Source organism: Deminuibacter soli, from assembly GCF_003412455.1.
Lineage (GTDB): Bacteria > Bacteroidota > Bacteroidia > Chitinophagales > Chitinophagaceae > Deminuibacter > Deminuibacter soli.
On record NZ_QTJU01000003.1, the window covers coordinates 446,987 to 462,562 of the forward strand.

Annotated in this window: 12 protein-coding genes; 9 read left to right on the top strand and 3 right to left on the bottom strand. The window is 47.7% G+C overall.

Annotation, left to right across the window (positions count from 1 at the left end):
- The first annotated feature begins 81 nt into the window (after positions 1 to 81).
- On the top strand, positions 82 to 501 hold the full coding sequence (locus DXN05_RS12105; RefSeq protein WP_116847499.1) for a Dabb family protein: 420 nt from the start codon (positions 82 to 84) through the stop codon (positions 499 to 501).
- 267 nt (positions 502 to 768) lie between these two features.
- Here DXN05_RS12105 and DXN05_RS12110 read toward each other — a convergent pair whose 3' ends face one another.
- A complete protein-coding gene (locus tag DXN05_RS12110) occupies positions 769 to 1,137 on the bottom strand; it encodes a VOC family protein (protein WP_116847500.1) in 369 nt (122 codons plus the stop codon).
- A 178-nt stretch (positions 1,138 to 1,315) separates the two neighbouring features.
- Here DXN05_RS12110 and DXN05_RS12115 point away from each other — a divergent pair, with 178 nt between their 5' ends.
- The 3 genes from DXN05_RS12115 to DXN05_RS12125 are packed head-to-tail and all read left to right on the top strand — an operon-like array spanning position 1,316 to position 4,330.
- The gene (locus DXN05_RS12115; RefSeq protein ID WP_116847501.1) at positions 1,316 to 2,560 is read left to right on the top strand and encodes an acyltransferase family protein; all 1,245 of its coding nucleotides are present in this window, start codon (positions 1,316 to 1,318) and stop codon (positions 2,558 to 2,560) included.
- A gap of 14 nt (positions 2,561 to 2,574) precedes the next feature.
- Positions 2,575 to 3,615 (top strand): sensor histidine kinase, encoded by a 1,041-nt coding sequence (locus DXN05_RS12120; protein ID WP_116847502.1) that lies wholly within the window; start codon positions 2,575 to 2,577, stop codon positions 3,613 to 3,615.
- Positions 3,608 to 4,330 carry a LytR/AlgR family response regulator transcription factor gene (locus DXN05_RS12125; RefSeq protein ID WP_116847503.1) on the top strand — a complete coding sequence of 241 codons (723 nt, stop codon included), beginning with the start codon at positions 3,608 to 3,610 and terminating at the stop codon, positions 4,328 to 4,330. Before DXN05_RS12120 ends, DXN05_RS12125 begins: the two co-directional genes overlap by 8 nt.
- A 422-nt stretch (positions 4,331 to 4,752) precedes the next feature.
- On the opposite strand, the gene DXN05_RS12130 is transcribed toward DXN05_RS12125, so the two are convergent.
- On the bottom strand, positions 4,753 to 6,045 hold the full coding sequence (locus DXN05_RS12130; RefSeq protein ID WP_116847504.1) for an MFS transporter: 1,293 nt from the start codon (positions 6,043 to 6,045) through the stop codon (positions 4,753 to 4,755).
- Positions 6,046 to 6,337: 292 nt separating this feature from the next.
- Here DXN05_RS12130 and DXN05_RS12135 point away from each other — a divergent pair, with 292 nt between their 5' ends.
- The 5 genes from DXN05_RS12135 (at position 6,338) to DXN05_RS12155 (ending at position 12,819) form a co-directional block, all read left to right on the top strand.
- A complete protein-coding gene (locus DXN05_RS12135; protein WP_116847505.1) occupies positions 6,338 to 7,030 on the top strand; it encodes a Crp/Fnr family transcriptional regulator in 693 nt (230 codons plus the stop codon).
- Between the two features lie 642 nt (positions 7,031 to 7,672).
- On the top strand, positions 7,673 to 8,923 hold the full coding sequence (locus DXN05_RS12140; protein WP_116847506.1) for a PQQ-dependent sugar dehydrogenase: 1,251 nt from the start codon (positions 7,673 to 7,675) through the stop codon (positions 8,921 to 8,923).
- Between the two features lie 451 nt (positions 8,924 to 9,374).
- A complete protein-coding gene (locus tag DXN05_RS12145; RefSeq protein WP_116847598.1) occupies positions 9,375 to 10,073 on the top strand; it encodes a 3'-5' exonuclease in 699 nt (232 codons plus the stop codon).
- The gene (locus DXN05_RS12150; protein ID WP_116847507.1) at positions 10,070 to 11,977 is read left to right on the top strand and encodes a DUF294 nucleotidyltransferase-like domain-containing protein; all 1,908 of its coding nucleotides are present in this window, start codon (positions 10,070 to 10,072) and stop codon (positions 11,975 to 11,977) included. The genes DXN05_RS12145 and DXN05_RS12150 overlap by 4 nt, the downstream gene beginning before the upstream one ends.
- Before the next feature lie 71 nt (positions 11,978 to 12,048).
- Positions 12,049 to 12,819 carry a 3-keto-disaccharide hydrolase gene (locus DXN05_RS12155; protein WP_245975197.1) on the top strand — a complete coding sequence of 257 codons (771 nt, stop codon included), beginning with the start codon at positions 12,049 to 12,051 and terminating at the stop codon, positions 12,817 to 12,819.
- Positions 12,820 to 12,974: 155 nt separating this feature from the next.
- Here DXN05_RS12155 and DXN05_RS12160 read toward each other — a convergent pair whose 3' ends face one another.
- Complete coding sequence (locus DXN05_RS12160; protein ID WP_116847600.1) at positions 12,975 to 15,506, bottom strand: BamA/TamA family outer membrane protein; 2,532 nt, start codon at positions 15,504 to 15,506, stop codon at positions 12,975 to 12,977.
- Between the last annotated feature and the right edge of the window lie 70 nt (positions 15,507 to 15,576).

Sequence of the window (15,576 nt, forward strand, 5' to 3'; positions counted from 1 at the left end):
AATAAAGCCATTAAGCCATCAAACAATCCTTCTTCCGTATCTTAGTGCCACAACTCGATCATCAAACCTATTTGCTTAACTATGTTTAAAAAATCACGCAGGCAATTTATAGCTGCTTCTGCCAAAACAGCCGCCGTTACTGCAGTTGCAGGTTTGGGTGCAACCGGCGCCAAAGCGGCAGCCAATAACAACCCCAAAGTATTTGTGCACCATGTATATTTCTGGCTTAAAAACCCGGATAACCAGGAAGACAAAGCCAAACTGCTCGCAGGACTTAAAACACTATCTACCGTTAAAACCATCCGGCAGTGCCATGTGGGCGTACCGTCCAGCACCAACCGCGATGTTATTGACCGCTCTTACAGCGTATCCTGGCTCCTGTTTTTCAAAGACAAAGCCGACCAGGACAGCTACCAGGTAGATCCCATTCACCTGAATTTTGTAAAAGAATGCTCCCAGCTGTGGACCAAGGTGATCGTGTACGATTCAGAAGATATCTGAGGAGATGGTTGTATGGTTAGATGGATCTATGGTTACTAAAAAAGAGCGCAGCGCGCTCTTTTTTTGTTTATACATATACTTCTTTTACCAATAACATCCCTCGGGCGCGTTGTTCGAGACCCATAATACACAACCCCTTGATTACGAACTTTATTAAAATTTCGCTTCGCTCACAGACTCGCTAGGATAGTCTCGACGTGTCGACTCTCGACTCTCGATTACAGACTCGCTAAGTTCACTCACGACTGACGACTGACGGCTCACGATTCACACCCACTGCTGCACCACCACGCACACATGCGATTCATCCAGCAAAGCAAACTCCTTCGCATTCCAATCCCGCAGGGTTATCTCGGGCAAATTCGGGTGCAACATATCAGGGTGTTTGTCGCGGATATGTGTGTACAGCGCTTCAATATCATCTGTTTCAATACGCAGTTCCGGGCGGTCTTTCATAGCATATTCTTCGCTCTGGATCAGGTGCAGTTTAACACCATCCCTGCCTACCACGCAAAACGGATCGGCAGATTCCAGTTCCTGGTAAATAATGGCGCAACCGAGGCATTCAACAAATAAACGCAGCCCTACCCGTATATCGGTATAAAAAACGTTCGGTATCAGTATTTTCAGTTTCATACCCGCAAAATAACGGATTGGCAGCAAATTTCACACCCTCGCCAATCCAACTTTAAACCTCAAACGTTAAACTTCCAACCTTCGCATTCCCGTCCATACACCACCAGAAACCGTCCATACGTCAACTCCTTTTTTAACGCCGGACCGGGTTGGGTTTCTTTACAGTAAAATTGAATATATGCAAACCAAAACCGCTTCAAGACAAACCTGGCTCGACTGGCTGCGCATCGCATCCATTGCCGGCGTTGTATTTTTTCATTCCTGCATGCCCTTTGCCACCGGCGAAACCTGGCACCTGCGCAACGAAGAAACCAGTGATCTTATGCTGGAATTTGTAATTTTCATGCACCTTATACGCATGCCGCTGCTGTTCTTTATTTCAGGCACTGTTAGTTATTACATGATGCGTAACCGCAGTGCAGCCAGTTTCATTGGTTTGCGGGTACGCCGTTTGCTATTGCCCCTGCTGTTTGGCATACTGGTGATTGTACCGCCGCAGATTTATTTGGAAAGAGCCGCCAATGGCTATACCGGCAGCTTCTGGGATTTCTACCCGTCTATATTCAAATTCCAGCCATACCCGCACGGTAATTTCAGCTGGCATCACCTTTGGTTTATTGCCTACTTGTTTTTGTACGATCTGCTGCTGGCCCCTGTATTCGCGTGGCTGATGCGCCCTGAAAATAAACTGGTGAAAAGCCTGGCTGCGCTGGCACATAACAAACGCATTTACCTGCTGATGATTCCCTCTTCCCTCTGGTTTGCCTGGCGCAGCCCGTATTTTCCGCAAACCGCAGACATTGTGCACGACGGCTGTTATTTTGTATACTGGATGTTATTCCTGGTAGCCGGCTTTCTTTGCATTATTCAGCCTGCACTGATGGAAAGCCTGCAACGCAACCGCCGCTTTTCACTAAGCATGGGTATCATTACGTTTGTTGCTGTAAGCTGCTTCCGCTGGAACCATTGGGCACCCTGGAACCATACCAGTCCATTTATGGGTGAAGCCATCCATTACCTGCTGCTGGCACTGAAACCGGTGATCACATTCACCTGGGTATTCGCCCTGCTGGGTTATGGCAAACAGTACCTCAACAAACCCGGCAAACTGCTGCCCTATTTAAACAATGCGGTATACCCGTTCTTTATACTGCACCAGACTGTCATTGTACTCATTGCCTGGTACGTGCTGCCAATGCATGAAAGCATTATGATGAAATACTGGTTTATTGTTGCGGTTACTTTTATGGCCAGCATCAGCATTTACCACCTGTTTATCCGCCCCTTTGCCATCACCAGGCTGCTGTTTGGCATGAAACCCGATGCGGCAGCAAAACCCGCTCAGCAACAGCAACCGGCAACAGCACCACAGGCAGTTTTGGCGAACCTGCATGCAGAACATACACATGCCATTATATCTTAGTAATTTTAACCATCATGCAAGTAAGGCTCCGACATTTTTTTCCTGCCATTTACGGTCTGCTGGTGTACACCTGCATACGCCTGGTAAACGATACCGGGTTTGGCATCCGTTTCTGGCTGCGGCCCTGGCATATCACGGTACTGGAAGTAGGGATGTCTATACTCACTTCGTACATCACTATTTTTATTGTACGCAAACTGGCCGCACGGTTTAACCGCCGTACCACCAGCAAACTCACTGCCATGCAGGTATTGAAAGAGTTTGCCGTGATAACCCTGGTAAGCCTGCTGCTCAACAACCTGCTGCTGATACCCTTTGAAATGGTCACCGACAACGGGCTGCAGCTGATAGACGTGGTGCTCTCCAACGTAATCCCCACCCTGTTTATACTGTTGTATTATGCTATCCTGCGCGGCAATGGGTATCTCAACAATTATATCCAGCAGCAACTGCAAACAGAGAAAATAAAGAACGACCAGCTGGCTACTGAACTGAAATTCCTGAAAGCGCAGTACCACCCGCATTTCCTGTTCAACGCATTAAACACCGTATACTTCCAGATGGATGAAGATGTGCAGGCAGCCAAACAAACCATTGAAGGCTTTTCATCTTTATTGCGTTACCAGCTATACAACCAGCAGCAAACCGTTCCCATTGCAGAAGAACTGCAGTACCTGAAACATTTTATACAGCTGCAGCAGCTGCGCATGAACAAGGCACTCATTTCCTTTAACACCGACCCGGAACTACAAGGACACCTGTACCCGCTGCTGCTGTTGCCGTTGATTGAAAATGCCTGTAAGTACGCCGACGGGCAGCACCCCATCAGCATCAATGCAACGCATAAGGAAGGCTGGCTGCAGTTCACCGTAGAAAACCGGGTGCCGCATGTGGGTATCGCCATTAAAAAAGGCGGTATAGGACTTGAGAACCTGAAACGCAGGCTGTCACTGCTGTATAACAATCAGCACCAGTTCCAGGTACGGCATACCACCGACTGTTTTAAAGTACAATTATCTATTCCCCTTTTTCCAAAACCTGCAACGCATGCATAAACTTTCCTGTATTGTAACAGACGATGAACCATTTGCCCGTAAAGGACTGGAAGGCTATATTGCCCGCATTGATTTCTTAACCCTCAGCGGCACCTGCGAAAACGCGCTGGAGCTGAATGCCCTGCTGCAACAGCAACAGCCCGACCTGTTGTTTCTCGATATCGAAATGCCCTATCTCTCCGGTATTGATTTTTTAAAACAGGTAAGCAACCCGCCCATGGTGATTATCACCACGGCCTATAAAGACTATGCAGTGGACGGTTTCAATTTGGATGTAACAGACTACCTGTTAAAACCCATTCCCTTCGACCGTTTCCTCAAAGCCTGTAACAAAGCCTGGGAGCGGTTTACAGCCAAACAGCAGGATACAGTGATAACCCCGGCAGACAACAGCCTGTTTGTAAAAGCAGACGGTAAGCTGCAGAAAATAAACATCGATGATGTATTGTTTATGGAAGCCATGGAGAATTACACAGCCGTGTATCTTCCGGGCAAAAAGCTCATTACGCAGCTGCCGCTGAAGGCATTCACCGAAAAACTGCCCGCACAGCAATTTGCGCAGCCGCACAAATCGTACCTGGTTGCCATTAACAAGATAGACGCCATTGAAGGCAATCTCTTGCACATCCAGCAGTACCAGGTACCCATCAGCAAGTATGAAAAAGAACAGCTGCTGGAAAGGATTTTACAGAACAAGTGGCTGCGGAAGACGTGAATCATGCGCCCGCGAGGTGTCCTCTCCGACGTGTTCCTTGCATCACCGTTACATGTTGCCGGTGGGGACACCGGCAACGGCTTGCCTTTAAAGCCCGCGAAGTTTCCTCACCGAAGCGTTCCCTCTGTCACCGTACATATTGCCGGTGGGGACACCGGCAACGGCTTGCCTTTAAAGCCCGCGAGGTGTCCTCACCGACGCGTTCCCTCTGTCACCGTACATATTGCCGGTGGGGACACCGGCAACGGCTTTGCCTTTAAAGCCCGCGAGGTGTCCTCACCGACGCGTTCCCCCTGTCACCGTACATATTGCCGGTGGGGACACCGGCAACGGCTTGCCTTTAAAGCCCGCGAGGTTTCCTCACCGACGCGTCTTCTTCATCACCGGCATGTTCTGCGCATTAAAATCCGCTGCGATCTCCGCTAAAAATTCAGCGTATTCTGCGCTTTCCGCGAGCTATGAATTTCGCGCTCCTTTTGTTGAAACCGGGTGAAGGCTACAATAACTGCCGCAACAATAACCATGCAGCCAATGTACACAAACGCATCCGTATAAGTCAGGCTTTCTGATTTAAACAGGAACCCGAACACCATACCGCCTACATTACCGCCTGCACCCACTACACCACTTACCAGTCCTGTATGATGCGGGTTAATAAACGGTACAATGCCATAAGTGGCACCGTTGGCCATTTTCAGGAACAACGCGAAGCTGAGCATACAAATCACGGCAGCGGTTAAACTGCCGGCATGTGCAAACAGTAATAGTCCTGCGCCTTCCAGCAGCAATAACACTGCAAGAAAAATACCCTTGCCGCGTAAGCCGGCACGCAAACCGGCTTTATCGCTCCAGATACCACCCAGTGCACGCGCAAATACATTCATTAAACCGAACGCGCCGGCCCATAACCCGGCGGTGTTTTGCGACAATTCAAAACTGTCAACAAAATGCAGGACAGCTACATTGTCGAATGTGATCTCCATGCCAAAACACATGGCATAGGCCAGTGTAAGTGCCCATATACGCCAGTCTGCCAGCACCGCCCATTGCAGCGGCTGTTTGTTAGCTGCATGGCCTGTTTCGCTGTAATTGCCTGCAGGCGTATCTTTCGTGTATTTCCAGTACAGCCAGGCAACCGCCAGCAACAGCACACCGGGCAGCAGCATGGCATAACGCCAGGCTTCGCCGGCAGTATAACCGCAGGCCAGTATGGCAGAGAACACCAGCGGCATCACGATATTGGTAACACCCCCACCCAGGTTACCCCAGCCGCCTGCAACGGCATTGGCTGTTCCTTTTATCTGCGGGGCAAACATTACAGCGGTGTGAAACTGTGTAATGACAAATGAAGCACCAATAACGCCAATCGCCAGCCTGAAAAGCAGGAACGAAGTATAATCCCAGGCCAGCGATACCCCCATTACCGGTATAGCCCCCAATACCAGCAGCCATACTGCTGTTTTACGCGGACCAATGGTATCACAGAGCCGCCCTGCCACTAAACGCGCAACAATGGTAGCCGTAACTGAAGCAATAATGGTATTGCCCACCTGCGACTTGCTTAATCCAAGATCTGCACGAATGGTGGGCATCAACGGGGCCAGACCAAACCAGCCAAAAAAACAGGTAAAAAACATCAGCCAGGCAAGGTGAAACGTGCGCATCTGCACACCGCGTATGGAGAAAATACGCAGCCGGTCAAGGGGTACAGGCATAAATAGAAAGAATTAAGCAGTTGGTTAATTGGGTTGTCCAAACAAAGTACCGGGCAAAATGCCGGTGTGCAGTCTAATATATACAATCTTTTAATAACAGTGGCAGGTAGCTTAAAATCTTCCAATTTATCAAAATCAACTACCAATAATCCATTTCCCGGTTAGTTATACCGCATTTTGGCATGATTTATTTGGAAATAAACAAATTATAAATACCTTAATATAAGCCCGTTGGCTGATTATTTCGTTAATTACGATTATATTGTACACTTAATAGATTTTAACCCAGTTTATGAAGCAGAACAAGGCGGGCTGTGATTTGAAAAGTTGTTTTTTGTGCCAGTTATGTCAACCGGAATGGAACCCCGCGATAGCCGCGTACAGAAAAACGCTGTCATATAAAAAAGGGGAAGTGATTTTTAAGGAAGGCGACCTGGTAAAGGGTATCTTCTTTGTGTACAATGGCATTGTAAAAGTGCACAAGCAATGGGGCACCGAAAAAGAGCTGATCATTCGATTTGCCAGGCAGGGCGATGTATTCGGGCATCGCGGTTTTGGTAAAGAAACCTACTATCCTATTTCCGCCACTGCACTGGAGCCGCTTACGGTTTGTTATATTGATATTCCTTTCTTCCTCACCACACTGAAAATGAACTACGATTTTATTTTCAAACTGATGAGCTTTTATGCAGCCGAACTGCAGGAATCAGAACGCAACATGCGCAACCTCGCGCATATGCCTGTTAAAGGCCGTATTGTAAACGCATTGCTGCGCCTGCAGGAAAAATTCGGCGTAACAAGCGAAGGCTTCATCGGCATCACACTCAGCCGCCAGGATCTTGCGTCGTATGCAGGCACTACTTATGAAACAGTGTTCAGAATCATCAACGAGTTTGTAGAAGACAATCTCATCAAACTCTCCGGCAAAGACATCGGTATCGTTAATATGCCCAAACTCGAACAACTCATAGAAGAGCAACCGTAAGCCGAAAGCTCAATAGTTAAAGGTTATAAATATTCGCTCCGATCATTCACTATTACCTGTTCACTATTCACTATTGATCTCCACACATTAACATATCCCTCACATAGATTTAATATTGTTTTAAATACAATTCGTTGCTATTATCAAAATGGTTGTGTTACTTTGTGTCTCGATAACAAACTGATTATTATCTTTTTTTCATATGGCAAGCAATCGTTAAGGCCGTCCTTATTCCTAAGGAGGGCTCTTTTTTTTAATGGATATAACCCTTGCTACTACTGCATTCCAGCGATTTAATGCTTTGCTTGTGCAACAAATTCGCAATATTGCACACGCACATACTGATACTATTCTGCACGAAGCTGCTACTATTTTTACTTCATCCGCTGATTGTATTTATACATGCAATAACACGATTTAGACAATTCCACAAAAATAATAGACTTTATTGCATCATGACTGCAATAACAACCATTCGTTTCAATCAAACATTTTGCCTTGCATGGGCGGTTTATAAGCAGGTGGACTGTAGAATTTTGTCCCGCCCTGTTCTTTTTTAGCCATTCATTCTTCTGAACAGACGGGAGCAATGGTCTGGAATATTCTTTGCCGCTTAAAATACAAACACCAAAATCACACGCCATGAAAACGGTTGCTTCGCGGCTAGCCTGCTGCCTGCTGTTATGCAGTTTTATTGCCTGCAAACACAATGATCCCCCGCCAACTGAACCGCCACACGGCGGTGATTCTACCGGAACCGGTACAGATACCGTAATACTTGCACCACCTTATGCCACGCCCTCTGTAAGTTCACCTGCGCGTGTTATCGGCTGGCCAACAGGTACAACGCCTGTAGCGCCCCCGGGTTTTACCGTTACCAAATTTGCATCAGGACTTAATAACCCGCGCTGGCTGTATGTTGGTGCAAACGGTGATGTATTCCTGTCGCAAGGCACCGGCGGCAACAACATATTGCTGCTGCGCGATACCAACAACGATGGTTTGCCCGATATACAGCAAACACTGCTAAGCGGGCAGAACAAACCGTTCGGCATGCTTATTCTAAACAACTACTTTTATGTAGGCAATACCGATGGCCTGTGGCGTTACCCTTATCAACAGGGCCAGACACAGTTAACAGGCGGTGTTAAAATATTGGACCTGCCTGAAGGTGGTTATAACAATCACTGGACACGCAATCTCATTGCATCACCCGATGGCTCTAAAATCTATGTTACTGTCGGCTCCGGTAGTAATGTAGCTGAACATGGCATGACCAATGAAACACGCAGGGCCAATATATTACAGGTTAACCCCGATGGCACCGGTGAAAAGATATATGCCAGCGGCCTGCGCAACCCGGTGGGACTGGCTTTTGTGCCCGGCAGCACCACTTTATGGACAGCCGTTAACGAACGCGATGAACTGGGCGATGAAATAGTGCCCGACTACATTACCAGCGTGAAAGAAGGCGGTTTTTATGGCTGGCCTTATTCGTACATCGGTAAACACATCGATCCCCGTGTATCACCGCAACGTCCTGACCTGGTGGCACAGGCCATTATTCCCGATGTGCGGCTGGGGGCACATACTGCTTCACTCGGACTGGCTTTTTATACCGGCTCAACCTTCCCGTCCAGTTACCGCGAAGGCGCATTTGTTGCGCAGCACGGCTCCTGGAACAGTTCAAAGCTGGTGGGTTACAAAGTCATCTTTATTCCCTTTATGAATGGCAAACCCGTAAGCGACCCGCAGGATTTTCTCACCGGTTTTATTGCAGATGTAACTGCTAAAACAGCTTACGGACGCCCGGTAGGCATTGTTAACTGGAAAAACAGCCTGCTTATTACCGATGACGCCAGCAACACCATCTGGCGGGTGAGTGCACAATAGGAAATGATGGTTGGATTGCCGGATGGTTGAATGGCTGCTACAGTTAACAATTTTTTGTGCAGTCGTTAATGATTTATTCATGGATTGTATGTCCGCGCAAACGCAGTAAGAGCGTATGTTTGCGCTGCCAATGGATGAAGCCCCGTGAGGAGCAGGCGCGAACTTGCTGCCTGCTTTTCACCGGCACAATGCTAATGTGGAAATTTGAAAATTTGAAAATGTGCTAATGTAAATGCCGCCAAAGCTTCCGTTGGAAGCAACGCGCTACTCCATTCACTATTGACTATTCACTTAATTTCTTCCGCTTAGATAGTCTCGACTGTCGATTCTCGATTCTCGACGCATTTAGTGACGCCTCACGCCTGACAGCTCACGACCGGCGTTTCCCTGCTAAAACCTTATATTTGTTTCCGGCGGTTACGCCCATTTGCTTATCCATATAATCCTTTACGTGAGAGATTTCTTGCTGGTGCTTGACACAGAGGCTTCGGGCCTGCCCAAAAAATGGGACCTGCCGTACTCCAAAAACGACAACTGGCCGCATGCCGTGCAGGTGTCATGGCTTATTTATGATAAAACCCACCGCCTGGTAAAGGAAGAAAACCACTACATTAAAGACACCGGTTTTACCATTTCATCTTCATCCATCAAAATACACGGTATTACTCACGATTTCCTGCAGCAACACGGGGAAGACCGCTCGCATGTAATGCAGCTGCTGCACGATGACATACTCGCCTACCAGCCCCTGATTGCAGGCCATTTTGTAGAGCTGGACATGCATATTACCGGCGCGGCATTTTACCGGTCAGGCTTAGACAATCCATTTACCGAAATGCCCTGTTATTGTACCATGCTTGGCACTACTGCACTCAACCGCAACCCGCAGATCAAATACCTGCGCCTGGGTGATCTGTACAGCATTTTATTTCAGCAACCACTCGAAAACCAGCATAACTCACTGGCAGATGCACGCGCCACAGCCGCTTGTTTTTTTGAACTGCAGCGCCGCGGCGACATCACCGATGAAAGCATTGCCGCACAGCTGAACGACATCAACAAAGCCAAAAGAGATGTTAAAAAAGCCGGTCTGGCGATGATTGTGCTGTTTGTTTTCCTGGTTACCCTTTTAATTGCATGCACAATATGAATGAAAGGCTGGCATTTTTACAGGAAGTAACACCATTTAATGTTTTACCGCACGATGTGCTGGAAGGCACTGCGGCACTGCTGCATGAAGTACGCTTCAGCAAAGACACTATGCTGTACAGGCAGGAAGAAACATCCATGAAAGGCGTAGATATTATTGTTGAAGGTGAATACGAATCGTTTTTTTATGATACCGCGCAAAACCGCCGCCTGGCAGAGGTTCACCACAAAGGCTATTGTTACGGCGGCGTATCGGTGCTGCTGAACAAACGCAAATCACTGCGCACGGTGATCGCTAAAAAAGGCACCGTAGTGTATACCCTGCCGCGTAATGATTTCAGAACCCTTTGCCAAACGTACGAGGCGTTTTACCACTATTTCACGCTGGAGTTCAGCAACCGCATGCGCAACGATGAGTTTGCGCATTTCTTTAAACGCACACCTTCCTTTGAAGACAGTTATATCGCCAGCGAGCAGCTGTATTCACGCAAAATGGAAAGTATTGAACACCGCGATATTGTATGGTGCAGCGGTACTACTCCCGTGTATGAAGCAGCCAAAATAATGGCCGATCATAAAGTGAGCTGCCTGTTTGTAAAAAACGAACAACAGCAGATCGCCGGTTATGTTACCGATATTACCCTGCGCGATAATGTGATTGCCCGGCAGGCAGATACTGCGCAGCCTGTACAGAACGTGATGGACAATCCCATTGTCTCTATCAATTCGCAGGCATACGTGTACGAAGCCATCCTGATGATGTTCCGCACCAAAACGCGTTACCTGCTGATTGAGCACAATGGTCAATACATCGGCTTTGCCAGCCGTAACAGGCTGCTGGCCGACCAGGCGCAGAGCCCGATGGCGTTTATACAAAGCGTACGCCTCGCCCTCTCTACCGATGAGCTGAAGCGCCGCTGGGAGCATGTACCTGAAATGGTGATACAACTGCTGAACCGCGGCTTGAATGCCGAGATCGTGAACCAGGTGATCACCACCGTATCCGATACCATCGCATTGAAAGTAATTGAAGGTATGATTGATGAAATGGGCGCCCCGCCTGCCAAATTCGTTTTTATGGTGCTGGGCAGCGAGGGCCGCAAAGAGCAAACCCTGAAAACCGACCAGGACAATGCCATTATTTACGAAGACAAAGCCAATGAGCACCGCGAAGAAGTGCGTGCCTACTTTTTATCGTTTGCAGATAAAGTAAGCGAACGCCTCAACTATATCGGCTTCAGCTTCTGCACCGGCGGTTTTATGGCTAAAAACCCGAAATGGACACACTCTTTGTCGCACTGGAAACGCAATTACATCAGCTGGATGCAGGAATCGGTGCCGGAGACCGTTATCAAATTTTCTACTTTTTTTGATTGCCGTTATATTTACGGCGACAGCAGCATTATACAGGAGCTGAAAGCCTTTTTGGATGAAGAGCTGAACAAGCCGATGGAAAAACTGTTTTTTCATATGGCGAAGAATGCGCTGCAGTACGAGCCGCCCCTCACCTTTTTAAAAACCATCCGTACTTTTACCGTAGGTGAACAGGAAGTTTTCGATATTAAAAAAGCGATGACGCCTATTACAGACCTGGTAAGGGTGTACGCACTGAAACACCATATTTTTGAAGTGAATACGGGTGAGCGTATGAAAGCCCTGCGTGAAAAAGAAGTATTTGATGAAACTGCCTACCAGGAGCTGATGCAGTCGTATTACTTTTTAATGAATATGCGTTTAAAAAAACAGGCGAGCCAGATTGTGTACGACAAAACTGCGCCCACCAATTATATTGACCCGCGTGCGCTTACCAAAATAGAACGCATTACCCTAAAGCAAATTTTTAAAACCATTGAAAACTTCCAGAGCCGTATTAAACTGGAATTTACCAATAACCTGTTTGGTTAAACCCTGAGCCCGGGCACCTATCAAACAATGCACAATGAGAACATACAATTAAGCAATAAAACAAACCAACCATGATGAACGGTAAACATTTCGCATTCGCTGCCATCAGCTTATTGTCAACAACCATGATAAAAGCACAAGCCAAACCTGAAGACACCGAGGTATGGAAACCCGTACCTAAAGTGGTTACACCCGCCAAAACCATTGGCGAAGCACCTTCTGACGCCATCATTTTGTTCAACGGCAAAAACCTGGATGAGTGGGTGGATGTGAAAGACACCACTACCGCTGCAAAATGGTTAGTAAAACACGATGAATTAACCGTAAACAAATCCAGCGGCAACATTCAAACCAAACGCCGTTTCACCGATTACCAGTTGCATATTGAATGGCGTGTTCCCAAAAACATCACCGGTAAAGGACAGGCACGCGGCAACAGCGGCGTATTCCTGGCTTCAACAGGTGCAGGCGATGATGGTTATGAAATGCAGGTACTGGATTCTTACGAGAACGAAACATACGTAAACGGCCAGGCTGCCAGCATTTACAAACAACACCCGCCACTGGTAAACGCCAGCCGCAAACCAGGCGAATGGCAGGTGTATGATGTTATCTGGACAGCACCCCGCTTTAATGAAGACGGCTCACTGAAATCACCTGCACGTGTTACCGCATTCCACAACGGCGTGTTGGTACAAAACAATTATGAACTGCAGGGCGCTACCCGTTATATCGGCAAAGCAGAATACAAACAACATGGCCCTTCGCCTATTAAATTACAGGCGCACGGCGATAAAAGCGAACCACTGAGCTTCCGCAACATCTGGGTGCGTGAACTCTAAATAAATAAAAAACGCAGGCATTCGGCCTGCGTTTTTTATTAAGCTTCAAGCTGCAAGCTTTTCAAATTATGTACCTGCAAGTTGAGGCAAACGCCTCTTTGTGAACTTTGTGTGGTTTTCCTTTGCGTTTCTTTGCGGTAAAAATATTACTCACCCTAAAAGCGGTACCCAATTGACAAATAGCTCGCCGTTCCCTCTACCGAGTGACCGATAGATACCTGCAGCAAAACCAGGTCGCCGGGTTCTACATAAATTCCTCCGCCATAGCCATCGTGCCATTTGCCGGAACCTTCGCCCGGTTGCCATACCCTGCCCAGGTCATTAAAAGCAGTAATGCCAACAGTTCCCGGTAACAGGTAGCTGGTAAAATGAAACAGCCGTTCGCGTAACTCTATATTGTGGTACAGCATGGTTTTACCTGTAAACCGCGCTGTATGATAGCCGCGCAACAGGAACTGCCCGCCCACATACAGTTGCTGAAAGTAATACGGATCGCCCACTGTTGTGCCTACACCCAGGCGGTTGGCAATAACCAGGCTATTGCCGGTAAACGGCTTCACATAATTGCTTACGATGGAAGTGATTTGCCCGTATGTACGGTTGCCGCCGTTTATTTCCCGGTTGCCGGTGATATTGGTGCGCCACAGCCATCCTTTTGAGGGTCGTACGGTATCATTGCGATTGTCGTAAGTAAGCCCAGCCACCAGGGATGCAAATTGTTTATTGCTGAACACCCTTTCCTCCGGGTGTTCGGCATCAAACACAGCCAGGTAATGATCGCTGTTTTTAGATGCGTTGCTGTTGTACCATTGCCCGCCGATACCTGCATTTACGACAAAATTATTACCCAGTGGATGAAACAGCCTGGCTGATGCCTGCAGGTAATTGTAGCGGTTGCGGTAATACTCTATCCGTTGATCACCCTTGTTTACAAAGACGGCTTCATTGCCTATGCCAAAGAAATTACCCACACCATTCGGGCCTTTCAGGGCTGCATCTATACCAAGATCATTGTTGCCCACAAACTTCCTGAAAACGCCGTTGTACACAATGCTGAATGCCCTGCGTGAAATAGAATAATTGGCAATAAGCGATTGCCGCATGGAGAATGGTTCCTGCCTGAAACCATGTTTCTCCCATATCAACCCAAACCGTGGAATAATGCCTTCATCAAAATTATAGTTCACCGATACCAGCGGCATCAGGCGATTAAACTTGAAGGCAGTTGGGTCAAATGAATTGACGATAGTATCATTGGCCAGCCTGAAACGCGCTTTCGATTTCGCGGGCAGTACATTGTGTTCATCATACCGGTCGTAGATATATAAACCGGGTTTGTGCGGCAGTTGCGTGTTTACAGCAAAGCTGTCTGCCCCTGCGCCGCCAATCATACGCACTTTCACACTGGAAGGCGTGCTGCCTGTTACGCTGAAAATATCATCTCCGTCAAAACCATATAAACGCACCTCATTGGTTTCACCAGGTTTAAAGCTGCGCTGGTACAGCACCTGCGCGGTTTCACCGCTTTTCGCAATTTTGGTGATGGTAATATTGACATGCCCGCTGTCGCCATAATTAATTGCAAACAATTCTCTTTTGTCTGATGCAGGCACGTCCACATCCCTGGCCAGGAAACGGTAATATTCCATAGCTTCTGCAGCCAGTGCTTTTCTGCGGGATACCATGTTTTGAAAAATACGCTCACCGGTTAACGCATACACCGTATCGGGCATGCGATGTAAGGCACTGCGTATAAGTGTATCACTTAATTTCTGCTGTATATCTGCAATAGCATTGCGCCAGTCCTGTTCACTTAAACGGTTCAGGAAATAACGGTCAAAATACCGGGCATTAAAGTTAAAGGCATTGATATCGCGTATATGATCACCAAAGCCCTGGAACTTTGATTTCAGCCATTGGTGCGATACAATCCAGGGAAAAACACCACCGGTATTGTAATATACCTGGTCACGGTCGCGCGGCACAGGTGAATACAGGGTTTGCTTTTTTGTTTTCTCTTTCTGCCAGCGCCACTGGTCTTCATGCCTGTCCCAGTCACCAATCAGCATATCGAGTAAACGTGCACGCAGCACCAGCTGCTGGTCTACAATCACATCATTGTCTTCCTGCAGTTTTTTTTGCGCTTTGGGTGTATTGTCAGTGTCAACGGCATCCAGCGGCTCACGTTCTTCAAACAAAAAAACGCTGTTGGCAAAGTCTGCCCGGTATTGTCCCAATGCAGTATCATCCGGTATATACACAATCTCGGGATTGGTATGCGTCACACCCAATGCAGCTGCCATTGGCGGCACCGTAAGGGCTGCAAACGGATGTGCGGCACTCACCTGGTCCTGCAGGATATCTTTTGCAATCGTTGCCCGCAAATCGGGTGGCAAACCGCGTTCAGGGTATTTCTGGATGGTACGTATCACCCATTCCTTACCCGAAGCATCGCGCAGGCGAAGGGATTTGGTTTGCAAGCCACCGCCTTTCTGCACAATGGTTAACCCGCCTTTTTCTTTGGCAAGATGAAACACCCGTATGCGCAACGGTAACGCCCACAAAGGCCGGTAGTTCTCTCCAAACAGGAAACGGTGAAACCCGCTTACATCATTGTATTCAGGAGCAATGGCCACTGTAACACTGTCGGCACCGCTTGTCTGCGCCTGAACCTTCAGCAAGCCCATGCAAGCAGTCAACACCAGTAAATAACGGAATAATACTATCAGGCAGCAGTTTTTAATCACAGAAGATTTA